Annotated in this window: 23 protein-coding genes and 1 pseudogene; 22 read left to right on the top strand and 2 right to left on the bottom strand. The window is 54.9% G+C overall.

Annotation, left to right across the window (positions count from 1 at the left end; all coding sequences use genetic code 11):
• Positions 1-21 precede the first annotated feature (21 nt).
• Positions 22-1,713: a sigma-54-dependent Fis family transcriptional regulator gene (locus D9N14_RS06395; protein ID WP_290578163.1), complete on the top strand. Its 1,692-nt coding sequence runs from the start codon at positions 22-24 to the stop codon at positions 1,711-1,713.
• A gap of 47 nt (positions 1,714-1,760) precedes the next feature.
• Here the strand turns inward: D9N14_RS06395 and D9N14_RS06390 are convergent, their stop codons facing one another.
• Entirely contained in the window at positions 1,761-3,191 is a 1,431-nt protein-coding gene (locus D9N14_RS06390) for a hypothetical protein (RefSeq protein WP_290578161.1), read from the bottom strand.
• Between the two features lie 268 nt (positions 3,192-3,459).
• On the opposite strand from D9N14_RS06390, the gene D9N14_RS06385 reads away from it, so the two are divergent.
• From D9N14_RS06385 to D9N14_RS06325, 13 genes are all read left to right on the top strand, one after another.
• Positions 3,460-4,230, top strand: coding sequence for a hypothetical protein (locus D9N14_RS06385; protein WP_290578159.1), 771 nt, complete (start codon positions 3,460-3,462; stop codon positions 4,228-4,230).
• 78 nt (positions 4,231-4,308) lie between these two features.
• Entirely contained in the window at positions 4,309-4,830 is a 522-nt protein-coding gene (locus D9N14_RS06380; protein ID WP_290578157.1) for a hypothetical protein, read from the top strand.
• A 20-nt stretch (positions 4,831-4,850) separates the two neighbouring features.
• Complete coding sequence (locus tag D9N14_RS06375; RefSeq protein ID WP_290578155.1) at positions 4,851-6,410, top strand: type II secretion system protein GspD; 1,560 nt, start codon at positions 4,851-4,853, stop codon at positions 6,408-6,410.
• Positions 6,411-6,434: 24 nt separating this feature from the next.
• Positions 6,435-7,295: a hypothetical protein gene (locus D9N14_RS06370; protein ID WP_290578153.1), complete on the top strand. Its 861-nt coding sequence runs from the start codon at positions 6,435-6,437 to the stop codon at positions 7,293-7,295.
• Between the two features lies 1 nt (position 7,296).
• A complete protein-coding gene (locus D9N14_RS06365; protein ID WP_290578151.1) occupies positions 7,297-7,767 on the top strand; it encodes a hypothetical protein in 471 nt (156 codons plus the stop codon).
• Positions 7,768-7,775: 8 nt separating this feature from the next.
• A complete protein-coding gene (pilP, locus tag D9N14_RS06360) occupies positions 7,776-8,243 on the top strand; it encodes a type IV pilus biogenesis protein PilP (RefSeq protein WP_290578149.1) in 468 nt (155 codons plus the stop codon).
• A gap of 4 nt (positions 8,244-8,247) precedes the next feature.
• On the top strand, positions 8,248-10,014 hold the full coding sequence (locus tag D9N14_RS06355; protein WP_290578147.1) for a GspE/PulE family protein: 1,767 nt from the start codon (positions 8,248-8,250) through the stop codon (positions 10,012-10,014).
• A gap of 35 nt (positions 10,015-10,049) precedes the next feature.
• Complete coding sequence (locus tag D9N14_RS06350) at positions 10,050-10,553, top strand: type II secretion system protein (protein WP_290578145.1); 504 nt, start codon at positions 10,050-10,052, stop codon at positions 10,551-10,553.
• 3 nt (positions 10,554-10,556) lie between these two features.
• The gene (locus D9N14_RS06345) at positions 10,557-11,726 is read left to right on the top strand and encodes a type II secretion system F family protein (RefSeq protein ID WP_290578143.1); all 1,170 of its coding nucleotides are present in this window, start codon (positions 10,557-10,559) and stop codon (positions 11,724-11,726) included.
• Positions 11,726-12,250, top strand: a complete 525-nt coding sequence (locus tag D9N14_RS06340) for a prepilin-type N-terminal cleavage/methylation domain-containing protein (RefSeq protein WP_290578141.1) — start codon at positions 11,726-11,728, stop codon at positions 12,248-12,250. Before D9N14_RS06345 ends, D9N14_RS06340 begins: the two co-directional genes overlap by 1 nt.
• Positions 12,240-13,061 carry a type II secretion system protein gene (locus D9N14_RS06335; RefSeq protein WP_290578139.1) on the top strand — a complete coding sequence of 274 codons (822 nt, stop codon included), beginning with the start codon at positions 12,240-12,242 and terminating at the stop codon, positions 13,059-13,061. The genes D9N14_RS06340 and D9N14_RS06335 overlap by 11 nt, the downstream gene beginning before the upstream one ends.
• Complete coding sequence (locus D9N14_RS06330; RefSeq protein ID WP_290578137.1) at positions 13,054-13,929, top strand: type II secretion system protein; 876 nt, start codon at positions 13,054-13,056, stop codon at positions 13,927-13,929. Before D9N14_RS06335 ends, D9N14_RS06330 begins: the two co-directional genes overlap by 8 nt.
• Positions 13,930-13,934: 5 nt before the next feature.
• A complete protein-coding gene (locus D9N14_RS06325) occupies positions 13,935-15,992 on the top strand; it encodes a hypothetical protein (protein WP_290578135.1) in 2,058 nt (685 codons plus the stop codon).
• A gap of 91 nt (positions 15,993-16,083) precedes the next feature.
• On the opposite strand, the gene D9N14_RS06320 is transcribed toward D9N14_RS06325, so the two are convergent.
• Complete coding sequence (locus D9N14_RS06320; RefSeq protein WP_290578133.1) at positions 16,084-16,374, bottom strand: PAAR domain-containing protein; 291 nt, start codon at positions 16,372-16,374, stop codon at positions 16,084-16,086.
• A gap of 134 nt (positions 16,375-16,508) precedes the next feature.
• Here D9N14_RS06320 and D9N14_RS06315 point away from each other — a divergent pair, with 134 nt between their 5' ends.
• The 8 genes and pseudogenes from D9N14_RS06315 (at position 16,509) to fliQ (ending at position 22,582) form a co-directional block, all read left to right on the top strand.
• Positions 16,509-16,772: a DUF4404 family protein gene (locus D9N14_RS06315; protein ID WP_290578131.1), complete on the top strand. Its 264-nt coding sequence runs from the start codon at positions 16,509-16,511 to the stop codon at positions 16,770-16,772.
• 69 nt (positions 16,773-16,841) lie between these two features.
• Complete coding sequence (locus D9N14_RS06310; protein WP_290578129.1) at positions 16,842-18,710, top strand: flagellar hook-length control protein FliK; 1,869 nt, start codon at positions 16,842-16,844, stop codon at positions 18,708-18,710.
• A 269-nt stretch (positions 18,711-18,979) separates the two neighbouring features.
• Entirely contained in the window at positions 18,980-19,528 is a 549-nt protein-coding gene (locus D9N14_RS06305; protein ID WP_290578127.1) for a flagellar basal body-associated FliL family protein, read from the top strand.
• 2 nt (positions 19,529-19,530) lie between these two features.
• A pseudogene (fliM, locus tag D9N14_RS06300) lies at positions 19,531-20,493 on the top strand (flagellar motor switch protein FliM); the annotation flags it as partial.
• A gap of 104 nt (positions 20,494-20,597) precedes the next feature.
• Positions 20,598-21,011: a flagellar motor switch protein FliN gene (fliN, locus tag D9N14_RS06295; RefSeq protein ID WP_290578121.1), complete on the top strand. Its 414-nt coding sequence runs from the start codon at positions 20,598-20,600 to the stop codon at positions 21,009-21,011.
• Between the two features lie 7 nt (positions 21,012-21,018).
• Positions 21,019-21,549 (top strand): flagellar biosynthetic protein FliO, encoded by a 531-nt coding sequence (gene fliO / locus D9N14_RS06290; protein ID WP_290578119.1) that lies wholly within the window; start codon positions 21,019-21,021, stop codon positions 21,547-21,549.
• The gene (gene fliP / locus D9N14_RS06285; RefSeq protein WP_290578117.1) at positions 21,542-22,303 is read left to right on the top strand and encodes a flagellar type III secretion system pore protein FliP; all 762 of its coding nucleotides are present in this window, start codon (positions 21,542-21,544) and stop codon (positions 22,301-22,303) included. The genes fliO and fliP overlap by 8 nt, the downstream gene beginning before the upstream one ends.
• Before the next feature lie 9 nt (positions 22,304-22,312).
• Positions 22,313-22,582: a flagellar biosynthesis protein FliQ gene (fliQ, locus tag D9N14_RS06280; RefSeq protein ID WP_290578115.1), complete on the top strand. Its 270-nt coding sequence runs from the start codon at positions 22,313-22,315 to the stop codon at positions 22,580-22,582.
• Position 22,583 lies beyond the last annotated feature (1 nt).

The following is a 22,583-nucleotide window of genomic DNA, read 5'->3' as shown; positions in this document are numbered from 1 at the left end:
CCCTAAGTTGTCTTTGTAGGTATGAACGATATCGGTAAGCTCGTCAAATCCCTCAGCTTCATTGAAGAGTTTGTGGAAACCACCACAACCCTGGCGACGGAGCGCAATGTCCAGAACCTACTGAGTAAGGTGCTGCTGTCTGCCCGCAACTTTACCAATTGCGATGCCGGACGTATCTATGTTCTGGACGTGACCAAGCGGATGCTGCAGTTGCGCATCAGCCAATGGGAAGACGAATCCCCGGATCCGGGCTGGTATCAGGTGCGGGATTTCGGTCAGGTGGGTTCACTCGCTGCCAATGATCCGCTGCTGTACTGTGGCATGACGGGATCTGTGGTGTTGATCGATGATGTCTACAGTTACAGCGGCTTTGACCTGGAATATATCTATCAACATGATCAGGATAGCGCGGTTCGTACCCAATCGCTGATTCTGGTGCCCCTGAGGGATCACGACGGGCAAACCATCGGTGTGCTCGAGCTGATCAATGCCAAGGACGCCTACAACCGGCGTTACGTCTCATTCAAATCGTTGGAACCCATCATTTGTGCCTTTGCGGCTCAAGCCGCGGTGTGCATCAATAACGCCCTGTTGATAGAAACCAATAATCACCTGATTGAGCTGTTGAACGACACCAACCAGCGTCTGGAGGAAGAGAACCGGCAGTTGAAGGAGCGCGGTAGTCGTAAGCAGGAGTACAACATCATCGGTCAAAGTGAATCGATGCAGAAAGTGTTCGGGCTGATGGAAAAGGCTATGGATACTGGCGTCAGTATCCTGCTGACGGGGGAAACAGGCACCGGTAAGGAAGTCTTCGCCCGTGCCATTCATGAGAACAGTGTCCGCAAGTGCAAGTACTTTGTGACGCAGAATTGTGCTGCATTACCAGAGCAATTGCTGGAAAGTGAGCTGTTTGGCTATAAAAAAGGTGCATTCACCGGTGCCACCACCGAAAAGAAGGGGCTGTTTGAACTGGCCAATGGTGGCAGTATTTTTCTGGATGAGATCGGGGATATGCCCCTGAACCTGCAGAGTAAAATTTTGCGGGTATTGCAGGAAGGTGAAGTCAGACCCTTGGGGGGTACAACCTCAATTAAAGTGGATGTGAGAGTCATTGCCGCAACCCACTGCAATCTGGGCGAAAAGATTGAAAAAGGCGAGTTCCGGGAAGATCTGTTCTTTCGATTAAACGTGTTTCCCATTACGTTGCCCGCGTTAAGGGATCGGGGTGGGGACATCAAGCTGCTGTTGGATCACTTTGTCAGCAAATACAAAAAGCAATACAGCAAACGGGTCACCGGCATTTCGCCCGCTGCGTTGGATGTGTTGCTCAAGTATCACTTTCCCGGTAACGTGCGGGAACTGCAAAACGCGATAGAGCGCGCGGTATTGCTCTGTGAACAGGAAGGCGCTGTTTTGATCGAGCACTTGCCGGATGCGATGCAACAGCAGGTGCGCAGCAAGGTCTCCCTCGCGGGGCGCACCGGTGGCACCCTGGTGACACCCCAGCCCGCTGACCAACGGTTCTCGTCACTGAAAACCGCAGTCAATGCCTATGAGATCTCCGTGATTGAGCAGCATTTGCAGGCCAACAACTGGAATCAGACGCGCACCGCAGAGACTTTACAGATTCCGCGCCGTACGCTTATTGACAAAATGAGCCGCTACAACATCAAGACACCAGATCGGAAAAGACGCCGTAGCCTTCAGTGAATACGGCTATTCACCTTGTCGACAAAAAATCCCGTTTATCCAGGCCGCTAGCCAGCTCTTTTTGATCGTTTGCTGGGGGGCGTGGTCTGGAATTCATCCAGATATTGGGTTAACTGGTCCGCAATACGCCGAATTTCCTCTTGCCCGTTTGGGGTCCTGGTGGGGTTGCCGGCATTCTGAGTATCCACAATGCTATCCCGCCAGCCTTTGCGAATCCGAACCCGGATTTCATCCAGAAGGTGATCGGTGCGAAGGCATTGGGCTAATATCAGCTTGCGGTTATCCTGGCCCTCCGTCGTCAGGGACTTGGTGCGGCGGATGATCCCCTCCAGCTCAGCCTGGGCTTTATAGGTCAGATCTTCCAGCGGCTTGGTGTCGATCTGGATATCGATCTGTTCTCCATCATCCACCGGACTATGGGTCAGCTCGCTTTGCAATGATTCCGCCAGTGCGCGCAGGTGCTCAATACGCTGGATCAGTGCCTCCCGGCTGTGATTGAAACAGCGGGCCAGATCGCTGGTGGACTCGTAATGCTCATCAGCGCGTATGTACAGAATCCCATCGGCCAACGGCCGGATATCGTTCATCAATTTGTTTTTATCGGTTTTGATTTGGTTCAGGAAGTGGCTGCTGGTGATTTCGCTGGCGGCTTCCGGCTGGGTCACTGGTACCGGTTTCGGGGCGCTGGCCCGTTTGTTCAGCGCGAGAAATGTGCCAGCGAGAGCACTGGCAACGGCCACCAACCACAGCCCGGCTGTCAGAAGCCAAAGGGACGTAAATCCGGACAGCAATTGCACTTCCACCGTCTCCATCGCCTCCGCGAACACCGTTTGGGCTTTCTGCAGTTGCGTGACCTGGTTTGAAACCGACTCTTCCAGGGTGGAGAACTCCTGAATCCCGTCAGCCTTCGCCGCAAATGCCTCGATGTTGTCCAGAAGGTGGGCGGCGCTGCGCCGTAAAATGGCAGACTCTGATGCCTGGCCGCCGCGGGTGAGCGTACCGATGGCACTGCGAATGTCGTCAAGGTCGAGGAGCGCATAACGGGCGGCGTTGTTAAAAACCTGATTCACGTTCCGGTGGTGTTTTGCCAGTACCAGCGCCAGCTCATAGGCGGTAGCGACCTGGGGCGTGCTGGCGCCGTACTGCAGAATGCCCTGGGCCAGGTCCGATGCCTTGTCGGCCAGGTCCCGGGATGCCAACAGCGCGTCCTCCTTTTTCGCGGCCAGTTGAGTCAACCGGGTACGACTCTGCAGCAGGCCGGAAACGTGGTTCGAGAACTGATTGAACTGCCCGTTGAGGTTTGTCAGATCGGTGTCGAGCAGGTCATCAAGTGGGGGCAGTCCCTGTTTGATACTCCCATGGGTGATGGCCTGGAACTCAACAATGTTCTGGTCCTGGAGTGACTGAATGATGGTGAGGCTATCGGCCTGTTGCAATAGCGAACGGGACTCCCCCGCCAGGCGCTTGGTTCCGTGCACGAGGTGTTGGATATGCGCTGCATGCTGGAGTTGGTCATCGCGGACGCTGTTGTAGTTAACCAGGGTCCAAACCGCCAAAATGGTGAACGTCAGGCAAGTAAACAAAGAGGCCCCTAGAGGTCTGGAAATGGTCTGCATCGTGGATATCCCTGTTGGTGCTTCGTAAATAGACAGGATCGGGTCATAAAACCTCCCTTTTTTTAACCCGATGCTGTCTTTGAACTAGATGAGCTTTTTGTCACGGATTGGAGTCCATTGGGAGGTAGAAATGGTCAAGCGAATGGTGGTGTTGAGTGGTGCAGTGTGGCTGTTGGCCGGGTGTTCGCTGTTTGGGGAAATGGCGCCGGGCTCTGAGGAAGGCTACTTTGAGCCAAGATCCGCAGCGACCCAGGACCCTTATTGGGAGCGTTTCTACGCACTGGAGCAGGAGATAGCCCGCCTGCGGTCGAAAATGGGGGAGCCCGCTGCGGTTCCGCAAGCAACTCAGGTCATTACAGGCGAATCGGCCCCCATTGCCGATCGTCAGGCCGATGAATTTCTCGCGCGCCTGAAATCCAAAGCAGATAAGGCGGTACAGGTGATTGATCAGGCCATCGCTGCTCTCGACGTGGCGCCAGCGGCTCAGGAGCAAACGGAAGCGCTGGCGGCGGTGCCTGAACCTGTGACGCCTGCTGACTACGCTGTTACTTCTCTCTCCCCCCAGGTCGCTGTTGCAGGCAGCGTTCAGCGGGGTGAGCAGGGCCAGGTGGTGGGGCAAGTGACGCATTCGCAATCCCGGCAGGCTAAATACAACTATTCATTGGTCTATGTCTATCAGGAGCCACAGCCCTGGAATGACATGTGGGAAAAGTTGGAAGAGGCCCAAGAGCGTGATAAATGGAGAGGCTCCAACCCCGCCAAGCCCAGCTATTTCATTTATGTAGGGGCGTATTACCGGGAATCCGATGCGCTCAAGCGGCATGACACATTAAGTGCCTTGTTCGGTGAGGGGCCTGAAATGCGTGCGAATGTGCAATCCTCTGCACTTGCCTCCAATTAAGTGAGCAGTTTTTCGTAAGTTCTTTGCGAGCTCACTGTCTTTGTTAACGATCATTGGAAAATCTTGGAGTAACTGATCATGAATCGATCTTTGGCGTTAGGGTTGACGCTTATTGGGGTGCTGAGTAGTGCCGATGCCGTCTTGGCTGCGCAGGAATCTGCTCAGGTGGCTGATCTGGATTCGGTAAAGGTGGAACTGGAAGAGGCGAGGGCTGCGGTGGAAGAAGCACGCCAGATCGCCGAGCAAATTGTGCTGGAAGCACAACAGCATGCAAACCAGATTCGCCAGAGCTCAGTGGTCAATGATCAAGCCGGCGATTTGAGCCCGGTAGAGATCCAGCGGGGGCAGGTGGCGGTGGAGGTTTCCGCTGCCACTGTGGAGGAGATCGCCGTGGCCATCATGCCCTCTGACTGGCGGGTGCTGGTGGACGTTAAAAACAAAGACGTGTTGCAGAAGCGCTTTCAGTATGTGACCACGAAGAGCCGTGACCAGGCGCTGAGGGATCTGCTCGCACCGATCGGGCTCAAGCATCAGTACTTTTTTGATTTAAAAGATGCGTCCGGCGCCAAAACGCCGTTACTCGTCATTAGCCAGCGCTGATATTTGCGGGGAACCAGAACATGCAATTCAATTTTAAAGTCGCGTCATCCTCCTTCGTGTTGGCTTCGTTGTTGGCCGGTTGTGCGGTGACGCCGTACAACGAAAAAGAAAAGTACCAGCCACTGCAGGATAAACCCACCCAGCTGGTGGTGGAGCGCAGTGACACCTACGTGCGGGAGGTCACTCCGGAAGAGGCTATTTTCAATCGTAAAGTGAGCTTTAGCGGAAAGGTGGCGTTGATCGACGCCATTCGCAAGCAATTTGAAGATGTGAATATCGTGCCCGGGGATCAGAATGTTCTGCTGAACAAAGAGATCAGTGTGTTTGCACAGGGCATGTACCTCAAGGACTACCTGCGTTATCTGGAATCAGTGACCGGCTACAACATTGAATACAGCCGTGGCGTGGTAACCGTGCGTTCATTTGTGCGCAAAGAGTGGAATGTGGCTGCGTTTGCCTCCCATCGTACGGTCAAGTTGAAAGTGGGCTCCACCTTCAACACCGAAAGCACCACGACGCAGTCAGACGGTGAAAGCACCTCCACCCGGGGTGGTACCGATAATAAGATTGAAAGCAACTACAACGACGATGAATGGAACATTCTGGTGAGCGGAGCCCGCGATATCCTGAATGTGAAGCAGTCCGATACCGAGACTAACACGGTGGACGACACCATGATCAAACCCTATGTCCAGGCGGTGCGTTCCGTGGGGACCATCAGTGTGGGAGGTCAGGCCAATCGGGTCAATGCGCTGGACGAATTCATCTCCAATCTGATCGAGCGTGGTCAGCGTCAGGTAAATATCAATGTTCAGGCGTACGACGTGACTCTCAAGGACGATCGCGGTGCCGGTATAGACTGGACCCAACTGGCGTTAAAGGACGCGACCATCAACGGCAACCCTTTGGATTTCAGTCTCAATAGCATTTTATCGTCTGATGGCACCAACACCGTCAGCAAGAACGTTGTGAATAGCAACAATGGTCTGTTTGAAGCCAATGTGGGCTATAGCAGCGACTCGGTGGATGCCAATGCCATCGTCCGTTTCCTCAGTGAATATGGTGAGGTGGAACTGTTGACGCAACCTAACGTCACCGTTCGGAACGGCTCATACGCCTATATCTCCACGGGTGAGGAACTGACCTTCATCGGTGAGATCGAGACCGAACAGGGTGATAACAATAATGACCGTATCACCGCTACTTTGAACTCCGTGAGGGTCGGGGTCACCCTGGCAGTAACCCCCCGGGTGCTGGGAGACGGCCGCATCATGTTGGAAATCTGGCCTGTGATCAGCTCAGTGTCGGGCAACTCCACTTACACCTTCGAGGGGCTCTCCTATGATGTGCCGAACATCGCCCTGAATGAATTGTCTACTGAAGTCATCACGGAAAGCGGCAAACCCATCCAGTTGGGTGGCTTTATCCGCCGCTCGGTCGCCAAGAGTCTGCAGGATTTGCCCTGGAAAGATGCGGTTACCCAAACCTTGGTGAATCCCTTGTTCCGCTCCGAATCCAATGAGCTGAGTCGCCGCGAGCTGGTGCTGACGGTAACGCCCACCATCGTGGAGGGGGTTTAATCTGTGAGTTCGCTGGCGGACTACATGAAGCGGCCAATCACCATTCAGGGGCAGGAACTGGTTCTGGTTCCCGACCTGGTTGGCCCGGTACCCATTAGTGAGCAACATCAGTATGTGGAATCCTGCCCCGCGACCAATACCTGTCCGGCGATCCATGTGCGGGAAACCGATATTGAAGAGATGCGTGAGCGTTATCCGGATCATCCGGTGTACGGTCTTTGGCATGTTCTGATCAAGAGTGGGCTGGTGTCCTTCAAGCGCACCCTGCAGGTGGTGCCGATCACCGGGGACGATGGCTATTACATCCACTGTGATTTGGGGCGGGCAGAGTACTCCGGTATTTATGAGGCGGGCTTCTTCGCAGCCGACGCCGGGTTCTCTCTGGATGAGGCGCTGCCCATTGAGGCGTCCCTGGATCAGCTGGTGCTGCCGGAGCACGAGGCCAAGTTGGCGGCGGAGCTGCGTTTCGAGCGGCAGATGATCACCCGTCAATCCTGGTCTTATCTGGCCATTGTCCTGGTGCTGGTGCTGGCGACTGCCTTCGGTGTCAATTTCGGTTTGGCCACGATTTATGCACGAGCCCATCAGCAGGTGGAAAGCAAGACGGCCATGCTCAACAGCCTGCAGACGGGCCTCGACAAGCTGCGCACAACGCGCTTGACGGAAGTGCCGAACAATCATGAGGATCTGGAGCGCTTGGCCATACTTTGGCGGCAATATCCGAATATTGAGACCCAAGGTGATCAAACCCTGGCTGGCGGAGACATGATGTTGCAGTACAACACCGATCATGGACCGGACTCCGTCCCCCAGTATCCCTGGGTGGAAAGCCGTTACGACCCGAAAGGCATCGTGACGTTGAGAATGCCGGTGAAGAGAAACTGATATGGCTGCTGCGAGATTAAACTTTGGGTTTGTGAAGAACTGGACTTGGGTGCATTGGGTTGCCCTGGCGGCGGTTCTCGTAATCTCCGTAAAGGAAGTCTACGAGAACCAGGTGAAACGGCTTCAGGTGCTGGACCAGAACCAGGTGGAAGTGATTGAACAGAACATTCAGGAATACAACACCATGGCGGAGCGCCTGGCGCAACTGGAAGTGTTGCCTCCGGTGAAGGAGCAATGGAAGTATGTCCCGGCCATCGCCGGTCGCTATGGCGTGGATCTGAATGTGCTGAGCAACCCTGCGAACATGTACGACGGCCCCTTGCGTGCCTGGAATGGCCAATTGGAAGGCAAGGTCGGTTCAGTGCTGGTGGCTGCATTGGAAATCCAGCAAACGGTACCGACGTACCTTTACAAGCTTAACATCAAAAATGGAAAGGCCACGCTGGGCTTTTCCGTACTGGGAAGTGAATAGGTGATGCTATGAAACGATTGATGATATTGAGCATGATGTGCACATCGGGCTTGGCTTACGCAGAAATGGACGGATCCAAGATTCTGATGGAAGAAGCCGAACGGGCAAAAGAAGTGCAGCGTCTGCAGTATCAGGCGGAGCTGCTGAAACAGCGGGCGGAGATCGCCAAATACATGGACGAGATCCAGAAGCACGGTGGTGATGTTACCGACTTCGGCACCGTATCCACCCGATCCACTGGCACCAGCAATGCGCCAGTGTCTGTGTCGGCGCCGGCCATACCTAAGGTGGATGAACTGCCGACGGTATTGAATATCGAGAATAATCGAGCGGCCTTTCAGACCAATGAAGGCAAGGTGTTCGGCAAAGTGGGCCAAACCCTGCCCGGTGGTTACCGGGTGGTGGCCATCAGTATGCGGGATGGTGTGCGCCTGCAGAAAGACGGCATGCGCTATGACATCGATATAAGCTGGTAACGCAATGAGCGAAAAGCAACAATCCAGGTTGCATCAACAATTTGATCAGTTGTTGGGTGAGTTGATTAAATTGGGCGCCATCACCGAGGCCTCATCGCGCAACTTACCCTTGCCGTCCGAGGCGGGGGAGATCGTACCCCGTCTTTGGGAGGTGGGGATCGATGATGTGAAATTGGCGAAAGCCCTGTCGTTGTTGTTCAAGCGTGATTTGTTCAACGGAGTCATCAAGGATCGTGACGGGTTGATTAGGAGCAGTAATGATCGCTGCCCCTGGCTGATCGTCGACCGGGTGCTCTACGTGTCCAACCCCTATGATCGGGCCCAGATCGAGCCGTTGATGCGGCGCAAGAATGACCTCAAGGATAAGCTGAAGTTCGAGAAACTGGGCATCCTGGCGATGTCCGATTTCGAATCGGATCTGATTGTTCAGGCGAACTACGACCAGGGTGTTTCGGTAGCGGAAGTGTCCGGGGCCTGGGCAAAAGGCTTCGTGGATGATCTGCTCAATGAGGCCATTTCCCTCAGAGCCAGTGATATCCACATCAATCCAGAATCCCATGGTGGCGTCATCAAATTTCGGGTGGATGGTCGCTGTCAGGTGTGCCGCGTACCGGGGTTGCAAACCATCGAGCGGGAGCGGTTCCGTTTAGTGTCCAACAACCTTATGGAACGGGTTGGTAAACAGAACAATTACCTTGAGCCTTCCAGTGGCTACCTGGTATTTCAATCAGCCCACAAGCAGGTAAGCATGCGGCTGGAGATGGCGCCGGTCAAAATTTATTCCGAGATCCAGCCTAAGATCACCATTCGCTTGCTGAACAACCAGCGCGGCGTCAACAAGCTGGAAAGCCTGGGTTTGAGTCCATCCCATGTGGCGCAATTGCGCGGTCTGGGCCATCGTGCCAATGGCATGCTGGTGGTGACTGGGCCGACCGGGAGCGGGAAATCCACCACCCTGAAAGCAATTTTGAAAGACATTCGGGACAGCTTTCCCGAAAAGGCCATCTACAGCATTGAAGACCCGGTGGAGGACCAGTTGGACGGTATCACCTCATTGGAGGTGACCAAGCACATGGGGTTTGCCAAAGCCTTACGGTCACTGTTACGGCATGACCCGGATGTGATCATGGTGGGGGAAATTCGTGACGGAGAAACCGCGGAACTGGCCTTACGGGCCAGTATGACCGGTCACTTGGTCCTGACGACATTGCACACCAATGATTCCCATGGTGCCATCAACCGCCTGCGCAACCTGGGCCTGGACAACGCCCTGATGGCCGAGAACCTGATGGCGGTCACGGCCCAGCGGCTGGTGAACAAGGTCTGCCCCCATTGCTCCGAGCACTTGCCCATTACCCAATCGAAAGAATTATGGGCGAAATATCAACACGTTCCCGAGCTGAAAAGTCCCGAAATATTAGTGCCCGTGGTGTCTAATAGGGAAGGATGCCAATACTGTAATTTCGGGTATACCGGTAGGCATCTGGTGTGTGAATTGTTTATGAATGATCCGATTTCCGAAGCGCAGATCATTGATGGGGTGCCCTCGAATGAGATCCGGCGTCACCAGTCCCAGCGGGGTGTGTTCCAGGACCTGTGGGACGACGGTATACGGCTGGTGAAAGAGGGGGTGACCACCTTGGAAGCACTGGAAACCAAGATCAACCCGATCCGGGTGGCGCGGGCCTACCGTAAGGCGGAATACGTCAAAGGGGGTGCCCGCCACCTGCAAAATATGGAAACACCTTTGCTCGAAGTTGAGCAGGCTTAACAACATTTCTGACCAAGAAGGAAAGAGGAAACGTTATGGGTAACAAGCAGTTTATGAAAATGCGCTTGGGCGCGCGTCCAGCAAAGACACGAGGCTTTACGCTGGTTGAGTTGATCGCAGTGGTGGCCATTATCTCCATGATCGCAGTGTATATTACTATCGAGATCAACCAGTCCAGCGATGACGCCAAGGTGGGTATTGCCACGGCGTTTCTGGCTTCGAATGTGCCAGCAGCGATTTCCTCTTATCGAGCACGTAACCGATCCAGTTGTAGAGATCTTGGCTCGGGCACCGGGGTTGATATCACGTCCACATTGGTATCCAGAGGTTTGGCACCAAACTCACCCTGGGATGAGCCATGGTCAGCTGTATACAATGATAGTACTCGTGAGATCTCTGTCACTATCACAACCACCGGCCAGCAGGCGAACGATAGTGCATCGACCATAGCAACAAATCTGAATGATGCAGAGGTCCCTCAGGTGGTGCGAGCTACTGCTTCGAATAATACGGCAACCGTAGTTTACAGCTGCTCCTGATCCATGTACTACGTTGTTCAATATCTAGATGCCAAAGGTGAGCAGGCCTCTCTGAAAGTAGAGGCCCCCACCCGGGAAGAAGCCCGCTGGCTGTCCCGCATTCCTGAGCGCCGGATCATTTCCGTGCGGGAGGACATGCTGGGCCAGCTGAGCTTTGTGCTGGAGCCGCCAGGGCCGGATCGCAAAAACCAGGCCCTGTTCATGCAATCCCTGAGCAGCTCCCTGTCCAGCGGTAAAACCGTCAAGCAGAGTGTTGAACAACTGGTCAAGAAAAACCGTTGGCTTAAGGTCAAACCGGACGAGCTGGATAACTGCGAAAACCTGGCAGACTATCTGGAGTTGTTCCGGTTTGACCATTTTGCGGTGTTGATGGCACGGGCGGCGGAAAAAGCAGGAGAATATTCCGGTGCGTTACGCCAATCCGCTCAATTCCTGTTGACCCGGGAAAAGATCAAGTCAGAAGTCAGCTCTGAGCTGAAGACCGGCCTGATTTATATATTCGTGGGCTCCGCCTTCTTCTTTGTGGTACCGGCGTTCCTGGATAATTCCTTGCAGTCGTTGATGGGCGTGGGTAGCAATGGGTTTGTAAAGCCCAATAATTTTACCCACGTGCTCATGGGGTTGGGGCAGGCAACCAAGTCATACGCTTGGGTTGTGCTGCCAGTGGCCGGTGTCGGTTTTTTCTACCGCAATGTGGTGTGGTCCATCCTGAAACGCCTGCCGCTCTTCAACTTGATCGAAACCAAGCGTATTCAGGAACGCTCCATTGAGTTTGTTTCGGTGTATGAAATGCTGCAGAAAGCCGGGTATGTGGACTCCGAGATTGTGGCGGAGTTGATGCGCTCCACCCGAGGTCAGTTGCGAGCCAGTTACCAGAGGGTCTACGCCCATCTTGCAAAATCCGAAGAGCTGGGGGATGCCCTCACGGACGATGAGTGGGATGATGCCCTGATCGAGGCCATGCAGGTGTTTAATGAAGTCGATGAAGAGCAGCAGGGCTTTATTCTCGACTCCGTGAAAGAAACCTTGCATCTGAAGAACGTTAATACCAGCCGCCAGATTTCCAAGTTTCTATCCAGAATTGGCTTTCTGATGATGGTGTTGGCCGCTGTGGTCTCGGTGCTTGGCTTCTATCTGCCGTTGGCCGGCGCAGCGTCGAATGTGAATCACTGATGACCCGGCATCAACAGGCATTTACTTTGGTGGAGCTTCTCACCGTAGTTGCACTCCTTGCCCTTATGGCGGTGATTGCCGTTCCTTCCTTCATTCATGAGCAGCACTATCAGGAAGTGGGCAGCGCCGTTAAGCGGGCAGGAACCATAGCCGCTGCCATTGACAGCGCCCGGGCTATGGGGGTGGTAGGGAATTATGACGGAAGCCTGCGTAATTTCATCACGGCTCAGGCTTGGAATGTAAACGACTATATGTCGTCTCTTAATTCCAATATCGAAGTCTTGGGCGTGAATCAGCGTGACCTATACCGGGTAAAAGTCGGCCCTTATTCGGTGCAGGTGTCATTCAGCCAGACGGGCAGCGAATATTCCACGTTTCAATTTCCCTCTAGCCAAAGAACCGTCGTATTACAGGATGTGGCGGGTGTCCAGCAGGAAGTGGTGACCTGGACCACCGGCCCCGCACTCACGGATGGCATCAGTGCCGCACATTTGACAAATCACTACATGAATTATGAAGACTGAGTTTTATTTCCGACGCACACAACAACAGTTTGGTTTTACGCTGGTGGAAGTGCTGGTGTCAGTGGCCTTGCTGTCATTAGTAGCAGCTTATTTCATTACGGCTCAGATTAATCAGGTTCGTGAGAGGATGGTGGAGTCTATCGCCCAGGATGTGCTCAGCCTTGCCAATTCTTCCATGGCGTACTTTATTCAAACGGATGAGTGGCCCGATCAGGCGGGCAACTGTGGCAATCTGGTTGCGGTGCTGGCGGCCGCAGATGCGTTCCCGGCGGGGGCTGGCGGTTATACTGGCCCGAACGATGTAACCTTGGATGCCGACTGCTCAAATCTGGGGAGTGTGGGGAGCACCTTGCGGATCACGGTAGAGTTTCCTGCCGGAAGCGGCGAAGATGCGGACATGCTGATGAGCCTGTTGCCGACCGCAGCGCGCTCCACCTCCGGCAGTGGCGAGCCCCGCGTCACTCACTACGTGGCGACACCCCGCAGGGCGTCTGGGCGTTACACCTTTCATAAAGCAACTTTGGAAGCCGACTCTGCATTTTTCTTGACCAAGCCGGATTGCCCCGGTGGTGGTTCCAATCCCGCTTATATTGTGATCCCGCAAGCGGTGTGTATTTCCGGTGGCAGCAACGGGTTGGGTGGCTATTACTTTGCTGAAATCAGTGGCGGAGCTGGTAATCAATGGCGCCTTCAGCTTCGAGTCGCCAACGGCACTAACAACGGACTGCCGAACAACTTTGCCAGTCTGGGTGACGGTCCCACATGTGGTGGACAACCCATTATGGTAGGGGCCGTGACTTTCTGTGATTAAAATAGACTACCGCACCCAATCCGGACTGTCTTTGATCTATGTGCTGATCAGCATCAGTGTGTTTTCCGCAGTGCTGATTCATCGTGGCTATATGAACAGCGTGAAGGAAGAGCGTAGGGCGTTCGAGTTTACCTTGGCGCAATTGCAGAATGCACTCAATCTGGCTAATGCCTACCGATTGGAGCATAATCGCTGGCCGAGGAATAATGCGAACGACTGCCTGGCCCCCGATAGAGTGATTAGCGGCATGGGGGGCATGACCAATGGCTGGGGTTATGACATCGTCGGTAGCGGTGATTGCGGTGGCAACAATGCGACTTACACCCTATCTCAGATCATTCCGGACAAGTATTATGCGCGCTTCAGGTCAATGATGGATGAGGATATCTCCAGAAGTCATTCGGGTGTGCCTGCGGGGTATTCACGTATGTTTGTGCGGGTGAATCGGCAGGATATGAACGGTGGAGCCCTGGTGGAGTTTGGGGAGTTGTCGAACGATAATGAATACAATCCTCTTGAATTTACCTCCCCATTATGCACTGGTGTGCAAGTTGAGAATTACGTTTACGGTTTTGATGGGATGTGTATATCAGCGCGAAAAAACTTCAACATCCGTGAGCCATGGAATGAGCCGCCAGATCCCACCGTGCGGGGCTTTATTTCGTATAGGCGCAATGTTTTTCTTGGCAAGCAAGCTGCCCAGTATCGAGGGATAGTAGAGAACGCGTCTGATTATTATCCCAATTGGGAGGGAAATCCTCTTGACTTGAATGGCGATGGGCTTGAGTACGCTGACTGGCGGTGTCCCAAAAACACAGGGAACCCTGATTTCGTTATCGACGTGGTATATATGGCTTGGTGTGAGTGATGGTAATGAATAGAGAGTTGGTTTTAGCTTTCGCGGTTTTATTGTTTTCTTTGATTTTGGCTTCCTGCGGTGGCGGTGGCGGTGGTGGAGGCAGAGGTTCAGACTCCACCCCCGATCGCGTCAACAACAACGGCCCCACCGTGCCGGAAGACCTGCAGACCGGCCTGTTTACCGATGCACCCGTCACCGGGTTGCGTTATGTACAGGGTGATCGTCAAGGCTATACCGAAGCGGGACATTTCACCTATAACGTCAACAGCTCCAAGCCCGTCTGCTTCTACATCGACGAATTACTGTTGGGCTGCGCTCCCGGCGGTGAGGTCGTCACACCCTATCATCTGACCGCACCAGGTCAGCCTGCCGGACTGCAATCCGGCTACAACATCTCCCGCCTGTTGATCAGTCTGGATCAGAGCACCGCCCCCGGGATCGACCTGCCGTTTCAGAATCACAACATCAAGGGCAGCATCAACTTTGCGCTATCCGACGGAGCGTTTGCCACCGACATCGTGGTGACGGATCTGGTGGAGCGTTATGCACCCTCCGGCACGTTGGCGTCCCGTCAACAGGCCAACGAACACATGGCGGATAATGCTGATGTCCAACAAGCCATCAATCATCTGTACGCCACGCTCGATGCACAGATATCCAACCTGAACATCCAATGGGACTCCACCTTGGCGGGGCCTGGGGTGTTAGCCCATGTGGAGGCCAGCGCACCCGGTTCCAGTCCATCATCAGAGCATCTTTACCTGGAAGTCAGTAATGGCGATGGGGGCCTATACCTCTCCCGTATTACCCATGTGGATACCCAGGGCCACTACACCTACCTGACACTGAACGAATCCGGTTACCCCTTCAAAGTCAGCAAAAATGGGCGCAACTACGCCTATATCAACATACTCGACACCACCTTGGAGAGCATCATTGCCACCTCATCCTACCAGCCCAAGCGTTCAGGCACCTTGGTTGGGAATGGCGGTTTGTCGGATAGTTTGGAAACAGCGTACATCCAGGACCAGCAGGCCGAAGAACTGGTGGCGGCAGTTGGGAACTTATCAAATGCCACCTTCAACCGTGAGGATATGCTCAGGGTCGCCAGTCATGCGTCGAGTTACGTGCGCGGTGTGGCCTGTGCAAACGAGTCGGAGCACTGCAACACCTACCTGCAGGACGCTCTTCTGCTGGCAGAAGTGGATGACGACTATGCCAATCGCGTTCTTGGCTGGGAAGCAACGGAACTCTCACCGCGGTTGTGCCTGACCGTGGCCATTCCCGGGATGCCGGGTGAAGAGCAGTGCAGTTTTGCTCCGAATCTTGAGCAGTTTAATGTGGTGATGGCGCAGCAATCTGGTTCTTACTCTGGCGCAGGTAAGGTTGAACCGGAGACAGAACTCTCATTCCTCTACGAGGTTGCAATGCATGATTGGATTGGTAACGTAGGTGTGAACCACCGGTTTGTTTGTGTTGGTGGTTTGGAGCTGTATTCGTTTTCAGATGATAATTTCTACATCGAGAGTAAGAACGGAGCATGCTATCCATTGTCTTCATCTGATGTTTTTTCAGCAATGTATCCTGAGTTTGAATGCACTCCTCCACCGTATCAGGTCACCACTGAATACTGCAATGATATTGTTGATTTTTCAGACTGGCAAGACTTTAACGAAAAGAGGGAACTGGCATATCGAATTGCGAATAGATATGTGAAGTATGGGATTGGTCAGAGGCTAAGCTATTTTGGCCTTCTTGACGGTATGCCCTCGTATGTTGATACAGATAGGCTGAACGCACGGGAAAGCATTCCAGATTTTTCTGCGTTGAACTGGTTTGATTCTTATTCGGTTGATGTTGAAGGTGAGGACTTTTACGCACATGGCGTAATCGAAAACTTGTTTGGTTATTACTCTCCCACACCATTAGGTACTCTTGTTCAAGTGACAGATAGCAAGTTAAGTTTAGGTATGGCTAGCTTGGGGGTTAGCCTGAAATATAGAAGCCCAAGCGCCTCGGGTGTAACCTTGGATATTCGCGGTATTGGATTGGTTAGTTCGGTGATTCGTTAGTGGTTAATGTCGTTTTAGCTTGATCAAATTTGGAGGAAGGAGGCGATTGGGCCTCCTTCCTCCAATTAGTCATCCAGTTACTGCCCCCCAACTACCCCCCAATCAACACAGTCGGTGCCCCCATCACCACCACCCCGCCATGTGACGTACTGTCACCCATTCTTGCCGCAGGTTTATTTCCTATCAGGACGGAGGCGCTGCCTTTGGCGATGGAGTCTGGTGGGCCAACGCAGATGGCCATATCACCCTGGCGGGCGGCGGGCATGCCGACGATCAGGACATTGGGTTGCCCGATGGCAATGGGGCCGCCTACGTGGGGGACTGGGCCGGGGTTGACCTTGGGGCATACGTGGAAGTCACCGATTCTCGCTGAAGGGGGCATAAGCTGTCCTTTTTGAAGCAGTCTTTATATAAGACGGGGTTGGGGCAAAATTTCCGCTGATTTTTCCTGATTCCCATCATCTTTTTTCCTCTGGTCGATGCCGTATAATGGTTGAACAGCTATTGAGGTGCTTTATGCCAAAAGAAACATTGCAGAATTCTGTGTCGGAACTGAAAGACCATCTGGACCAGGCCGGTGAGGTGTCCACCGATGACAAAGAGGCGCTCACGGATCTGGCGGCCCGGCTGGAGGTGATGCTGAGTGGCTCAGCTGAGCACTGGGAAGAAGGGCTGGTGGAGGAGTTCGAAAAGCAGTTGATTCAATACGAAGAAGCCCACCCGCTGATTGCCCGCGTCATTTCTCAGATCATTACCACCTTAAACGGCATGGGGCTCTAGGCCCCGTCCACTCTTCTCTGGCACAGGCCTTGCTCTTCTCTTTGTCATAGTAAAAGGAGGAGGGCGTCCATGCGCACCGACAACAACCCCAGTAACAGTTCCCCTTCGGTTAATCTGTCCGGCAAACAGCAGGGGATGAGCCTTGCAAATCAGTTGTTTAGCGCGGGCGAGTCGGGGCAGTCCTTTGATCGGATTTTGATGTCCCAGGTGCAGACGGCGCGGGCGCAGGAGTCCGCCCGGGCGGATACAGCCGCCAGATCTGATGCGCAGGGGGCAAAGCAGCGGTCGGCGGGCGGCAATGGCTTGCCGGATGAGCGACGTGTAGAAAATCAACGACGCACCGAACGGGATGACCGGGTCCGCAGTGAGCGTGACAGCCGGGCCGAGGCCCATCGGGATGCCAAAGAGAACCGGCAGCGGGCGGCGCAGGGGCAGGCTGACCAGAATAGAGCTTTGCAAAATCGGGCAGCGGAGGAAAAAGCCCGCTGTGAGCACTATCGTGCCGCCTCTGAGGACCAGGCGCGTCAAGATGCCGCGGTCCGTGCAGAGGAGGTGGCGTCGTCAGAGGCTGAAACTTCCTCGAGCCCGGTCAATGGGCTTCCGGGTGAGGCAGAGGGCGGCTCGCCAGAGTCTGCTGAGAATCCGGCGCTGATGGGAGAGTCCGCGCAGTCTGGGCAGGATTCGCTGGAGCAGGCGTTGAATTCGGCGGATGAGGATGCGGCGTCGGCGGAGGGCTCACTGGTGGCTGATGTGTCGGCAGAATCGGCAGAGAGTGAGTCCGACACCGACCTGGTGGCGTCGTCGGAGCAAGCCGCGGCATCCGGGCAGACGGTAACTGGAGAAGCGGGCACGGACGGCGACGAGTCGAATGCGGATTCTGAGGGGGGCGATCCGGAGTGGCTCGGCGAAATGGAGGCGGGCGTCACCAGCAAAATGACTGAAGAATCCGGCTCTGCGGAGCACACCCTGGCTTCTGCACAGGTGAAGGATGGGAAGGCCGCTCAAGGCGCGCGCCCGGGCGTCGCGCAGGTGATGGAGCCAACGATGGATGCAGGCGCCAAGACCGCGGATGACGCTAAGTTCCCCCGTTCAGGCTCCGCTGCAGCGCATACTGCGGCAGCCGGTCAGGACTTTCAGGGCGGTGGTCAAGCCGCAGACTCGAAAGCCGGTGTAGCGCAAACAGGTGCCGAGGCAGATGAGTTGGCGGTATTCGAGCCAAAAACAGACAAGAAATCCGATCTCGGTCTGTTGGCGGACAAGCTGGCGTTAAAACCGGCGCAAGGGGAAGGGGTGGCCCCCACTCCGGTGCAGGAGCGTTTGGCCGCCCTGGCTAAAGCGCTGGACAAGGCCATGAACGGTACGGCGGACAAGTCCCTGGGACCGAAGGAGACTTCCGCGGCGAGCAAGACCTCTGAACCGGCGGATGGCAGTAAGCTGAACCCTTTCCAGCGCAGCCTGGAACAGATGGGGCGAGCGGCCGGCAGACCCGCGACGGCCAATATGCCGACGGCGATGCAGTCACCGCTGCAGAGTCGGGAATGGGCTGGTGAGATGACGCAACGCCTGGTGATGATGGTCAGTAGCAAGCTGAGCAGCGCCAGGATTCAACTGAACCCCCAGGAGATGGGCACCATCGATGTGAAGGTCGCGGTCAAGCATGATCAGGCCCATGTGGTGTTCACCAGCCAGGTCGCACCCACGCGGGATGCACTGGAGCAAGCCATCCCCCGGCTGCGTGAGATGATGGAACAGAACGGGGTGGCGCTGGGTGACGTGGATGTGCGGGACCAGGGTGCCCGGGAATCCCATGAACAGGCGGGTGGACAGCAACGCCGTGGCGAGCGGGCGGCGGAATTGGCGGCCGCCTCTGACGAGGGTGCAGATTCCCCCGCGACCAACAGTGCAGTGGCCCTTGGCCTGGTGGATTACTACGCCTGAGGCCGAGATACGATCCTCTGACTTCTAGCCAGTGGGGCCGCCCGGCCCCACAGACCTTCCTCGTTTTTTTCAACTAATTCCAGCACTTGGCAGTATTTTGACGGGCAGTTCCGGGAATCTTGTCTAAACTTGCCTGAGTAGGCCGATTTTTTGACGTTGCTGGCGCCGGGTTCTGTTTCTGCTGGCTAACCTCATGAAAACCTTGAAGAAATGGTTTTGGTATAGGCCTTGCTTTTGTTCATGGCAATGGAAATCCGAAGGGTGTTTTTATGGCGGACGACGACAACAAAAACGGTGAAGAGCAGGAAAAGCCGAAATCAAAAATGCTGCTGATCATCATCGCGGTGCTGGTGGTGCTATTGATTGGCGGTGGGGTGGCTGCATTCCTGATGCTCTCCGGTGGGGACGAGCCGGCTTCCGAAGAAGCGGCGGAGCCGACCCAGAAGCCCGCAATTTATTTCGATTTCAAACCACCCTTTGTGGTGAATTATCAATGGAAGGGGCGGCAGCGTTATGTGCAGATCAGTTTGACGGTGATGACTCGCGATGCCAGTGCCATTGATGTGATCAATACCCATATGCCGCTGGTGCGCAACAACCTGGTGATGATTCTGGGGGCCCAGGACTTTGAAACCCTGCGTACCACAGAAGGCAAAGAGGTTTTGCGCCAGACCATGCTGGAAGAGATCCAGAAGATTCTGATGGAAGAAAGTGGCGGAGCCGCAGCGGCCGGCGGGGCGGGTGGAGAAGGTGGCCTGTCAGCAGGTGGTGGTCCTGTGATCGAGCAGGTGTTGTTTACCAACTTTGTGATGCAATAGTTATGGCCGTACAGGATCTATTATCACAGGACGAAATCGATGCGCTCTTACACGGCGTAGACGATGGCGACATTGAGACCGGTACGGATGAACCGGAAGACGGGATACAGTCCTACGACCTGAGTACCCAGGACCGGATCGTGCGTGGGCGTATGCCCACGCTGGAAATGATCAATGAGCGGTTTGCCCGTTATACCCGCATCAGCATGTTCAACCTGCTGCGACGCACCGCCGATGTGTCGGTGGGCGGGGTGCAGGTGATCAAGTTCGGCGAGTATGTCCACAGTCTGTATGTTCCCACCTCTTTGAATATGATCCGCATCAAGCCCCTGAAAGGCACGGCGCTGTTTATTCTGGATGCCAAGCTGGTATTCAAACTGGTGGATAATTTTTTTGGCGGCGACGGCCGTCACGTCAAGATTGAAGGCCGCGAATTCACGCCTACGGAAAACCGGGTGGTGCAAATGGTGCTGGAGCAGGCCTTCGTGGATATGCAGGAAGCCTGGAAAGCCGTGCTGCCGGTGAAGTTCGAATTCCTCAGTGCGGAAGTGAACCCTTCCTTGGCCAACATCGTCAGCCCCAGTGAAGTGGTGGTGGTGAATTCCTTCCATGTGGAGTTGGACGGCGGCGGTGGCGAGATGCACCTGACGCTGCCGTATTCCATGATCGAACCCCTGCGGGAAGTGTTGGATGCCGGTGTGCAGAGTGATATCGGTGACCAGGATGAGCGTTGGATGAAGTCGCTGCGGGAAGAAATCATGGGCGCCAAAGTGGAGCTGAAGGGCAAGCTGTGCCAAAAGAAAATGCGGCTCACAGAGTTAGCCAAACTGAAAAAAGGCGACATCATCCCGATTGAAATGCCGGACAGTGTGTTGATGCTGGCCAACGGCATTCCCGCGTTTCGCGGCAAGTTGGGTGAGGCCAACGGCAACCTGGCGTTACAGGTGATGAGTAAGGTAGAGCGTCCGGAGTCCGACAGCGGCAAAGAATCCCGGTTGACCTGGATGCGTGAACAAGCAATATCGGATGAGGATGAACAGGCGAAGGCCTGATGCATGGGGTATGAACAATGACAGATGAAGATAAACCGGTGGATGATGATGCGCTGGCGGACGAGTGGGCCGCTGCCCTGGCAGAACAGGATTCCCCGGAGGAAGACGAAGTGCAGGCCGCACCCCTGGAGTCGTTGAGCGACCGCTCCACGCCTTTTTCCTCCGAAAACAGCCCCAACATGGACGTGATTCTGGACATTCCGGTGACGCTTTCCATGGAGGTGGGCAGCACCAACATCAGCATTCGCAACCTCTTGCAGCTCAACCAGGGTTCGGTGATAGAGCTGGATCGTTTGGCCGGTGAGCCATTGGATGTACTGGTGAATGGGACCCTGATTGCTCATGGTGAGGTGGTGGTGGTGAACGAAAAATTCGGCATCCGTTTGACGGATGTGATCAGCCCCACTGAGCGCATCAAGAAACTGAGTTGATCCAGCCATGAGAACGTTGATCGTAATTCTGTTTGTGATGGCCTGCGGTCTTGGCGCTGGGGCGATGGCGTCGGTACCGGTTCCGGAAGCCCCGTCGGAGTCAGAAGCCTCGGCGCACACACCCGCGCCACCGGTGTTTCGATTGAAAGACGAACTGGTCAGCAACGGTGAAGCCAAAAGCGGGGGAGACGTGGGCACCATGGTGGTGGGGCTGGCGGCGGTGCTGGGCATCATCCTGTTGTTGGCCTGGCTCAGTAAGCGCTTCAATTTTACTGCACCGGGCGGTCACAACAACATGCGCCTGATCAGCGCCATGAGCGTTGGGCAAAAAGAGAAAATTGTGCTGGTGGAGGTGGAGGGAGAAAAACTTTTGCTGGGGGTGACTCCACACCAGATCAATGCGCTGAAAGAGTTGGGTAAAACCGGACAGACAGAAGAGGAAGCGCTGGCATCGGAATCGCAGACCAACACACCGCGTACGGAATTCGCAGACCGCATCAGTAAATTGCTCAAAGCCGGAGTGACTGGACATGATTAAGGGAGCGCTGCGTCTACTGTTCCTGGCGCTGCCTTTGTTGGTGTGGTCGGCGCCGAGCTGGGCGGCCGATCCGTTCTCCATGCCGGCGCTCAGCGTGACCAGTAACGACGATGGTTCCCAGAGTTACTCCGTGACGCTGCAGGTGGTCATCCTGATGACCATGCTGTCGTTCATCCCCGCCATCATCATGATGATGACAGCGTTCACCCGGATCATTGTGGTGTTCGGGATTCTGCGGCAGGCGATTGGTTTGCAGCAAACGCCTTCCAACCAGATCCTCATCGGTCTGGCGCTGTTTTTGACGGTGTTTGTGATGGCGCCGGTGTTTAAACAGATTCACAGTCAGGCCATCCAGCCCTATATGAATGAGCAAATGGGTGCCTTGGAAGCGCTGGAGACCGCCAGTGTGCCCATGCGCCAGTTCATGTTGGCGCAAACCCGGGAAACGGATCTCAACCTGTTTGTGGAGTTGGCGGGGGATGACCAGAAGTTCGATTCCCTGGATCAGGTGCCCATGACCATCGTGATTCCGGCGTTCGTCACCAGCGAGTTGAAAACCGCCTTCCAGATCGGTTTTCTGCTGTTTATTCCATTTCTGATCATTGATCTGGTGGTGGCCAGTGTGTTGATGGCCATGGGTATGATGATGTTGTCGCCTATGATCGTATCGCTGCCGTTCAAGATTATGTTGTTTGTGTTTATTGATGGCTGGGCCATGGTGGTGGGCACCCTGGCCGGCAGTTTCGGGCTCTGAGGTTAGCTTATGTCGCCGGAAGTGGTGTCGGATCTGATGCGCGAGGGGTTGTTCATCGCCATGGTGCTGGTGTCGGTGATCATCATTCCCAGCCTGGTGGTGGGGTTGGTGGTGTCGGTGTTCCAGGCGGCCACGCAAATCAACGAGCAAACCCTTAGCTTTCTGCCGCGACTGCTGATCACCTTGACCACCCTGGTGGTCATGGGGCCCTGGTTGGGTGGCCTGGTGCATGACTTCGCCATGAAGATTCTGGTGGACATGCCCACGTTCCTGGGTTGAT

This window comes from Ketobacter sp., assembly GCF_003671495.1.
Classification (GTDB): Bacteria; Pseudomonadota; Gammaproteobacteria; order Pseudomonadales; family Ketobacteraceae; genus Ketobacter.
The sequence above is the reverse complement of the archived record's forward strand: the minus strand, read 5'-3'. Positions and strand labels throughout refer to the sequence as shown.

Coding starts and splice junctions, on each gene's coding strand:
- fliO (WP_290578119.1), top strand. CDS start 21,019: ATGAGAACGTTGATCGTAATTCTGTTTGTGATGGCCTGCGGTCTTGGC.
- D9N14_RS06340 (WP_290578141.1), top strand. CDS start 11,726: ATGACCCGGCATCAACAGGCATTTACTTTGGTGGAGCTTCTCACCGTA.
- fliQ (WP_290578115.1), top strand. CDS start 22,313: ATGTCGCCGGAAGTGGTGTCGGATCTGATGCGCGAGGGGTTGTTCATC.
- D9N14_RS06335 (WP_290578139.1), top strand. CDS start 12,240: ATGAAGACTGAGTTTTATTTCCGACGCACACAACAACAGTTTGGTTTT.
- pilP (WP_290578149.1), top strand. CDS start 7,776: ATGAAACGATTGATGATATTGAGCATGATGTGCACATCGGGCTTGGCT.
- fliP (WP_290578117.1), top strand. CDS start 21,542: ATGATTAAGGGAGCGCTGCGTCTACTGTTCCTGGCGCTGCCTTTGTTG.
- D9N14_RS06345 (WP_290578143.1), top strand. CDS start 10,557: ATGTACTACGTTGTTCAATATCTAGATGCCAAAGGTGAGCAGGCCTCT.
- D9N14_RS06325 (WP_290578135.1), top strand. CDS start 13,935: ATGAATAGAGAGTTGGTTTTAGCTTTCGCGGTTTTATTGTTTTCTTTG.
- D9N14_RS06355 (WP_290578147.1), top strand. CDS start 8,248: ATGAGCGAAAAGCAACAATCCAGGTTGCATCAACAATTTGATCAGTTG.
- D9N14_RS06395 (WP_290578163.1), top strand. CDS start 22: ATGAACGATATCGGTAAGCTCGTCAAATCCCTCAGCTTCATTGAAGAG.
- D9N14_RS06380 (WP_290578157.1), top strand. CDS start 4,309: ATGAATCGATCTTTGGCGTTAGGGTTGACGCTTATTGGGGTGCTGAGT.
- D9N14_RS06320 (WP_290578133.1), bottom strand. CDS start 16,374: ATGCCCCCTTCAGCGAGAATCGGTGACTTCCACGTATGCCCCAAGGTC.
- fliN (WP_290578121.1), top strand. CDS start 20,598: ATGACAGATGAAGATAAACCGGTGGATGATGATGCGCTGGCGGACGAG.
- D9N14_RS06305 (WP_290578127.1), top strand. CDS start 18,980: ATGGCGGACGACGACAACAAAAACGGTGAAGAGCAGGAAAAGCCGAAA.
- D9N14_RS06385 (WP_290578159.1), top strand. CDS start 3,460: ATGGTCAAGCGAATGGTGGTGTTGAGTGGTGCAGTGTGGCTGTTGGCC.
- D9N14_RS06370 (WP_290578153.1), top strand. CDS start 6,435: ATGAAGCGGCCAATCACCATTCAGGGGCAGGAACTGGTTCTGGTTCCC.
- D9N14_RS06315 (WP_290578131.1), top strand. CDS start 16,509: ATGCCAAAAGAAACATTGCAGAATTCTGTGTCGGAACTGAAAGACCAT.
- D9N14_RS06350 (WP_290578145.1), top strand. CDS start 10,050: ATGGGTAACAAGCAGTTTATGAAAATGCGCTTGGGCGCGCGTCCAGCA.
- D9N14_RS06310 (WP_290578129.1), top strand. CDS start 16,842: ATGCGCACCGACAACAACCCCAGTAACAGTTCCCCTTCGGTTAATCTG.
- D9N14_RS06365 (WP_290578151.1), top strand. CDS start 7,297: ATGGCTGCTGCGAGATTAAACTTTGGGTTTGTGAAGAACTGGACTTGG.
- D9N14_RS06375 (WP_290578155.1), top strand. CDS start 4,851: ATGCAATTCAATTTTAAAGTCGCGTCATCCTCCTTCGTGTTGGCTTCG.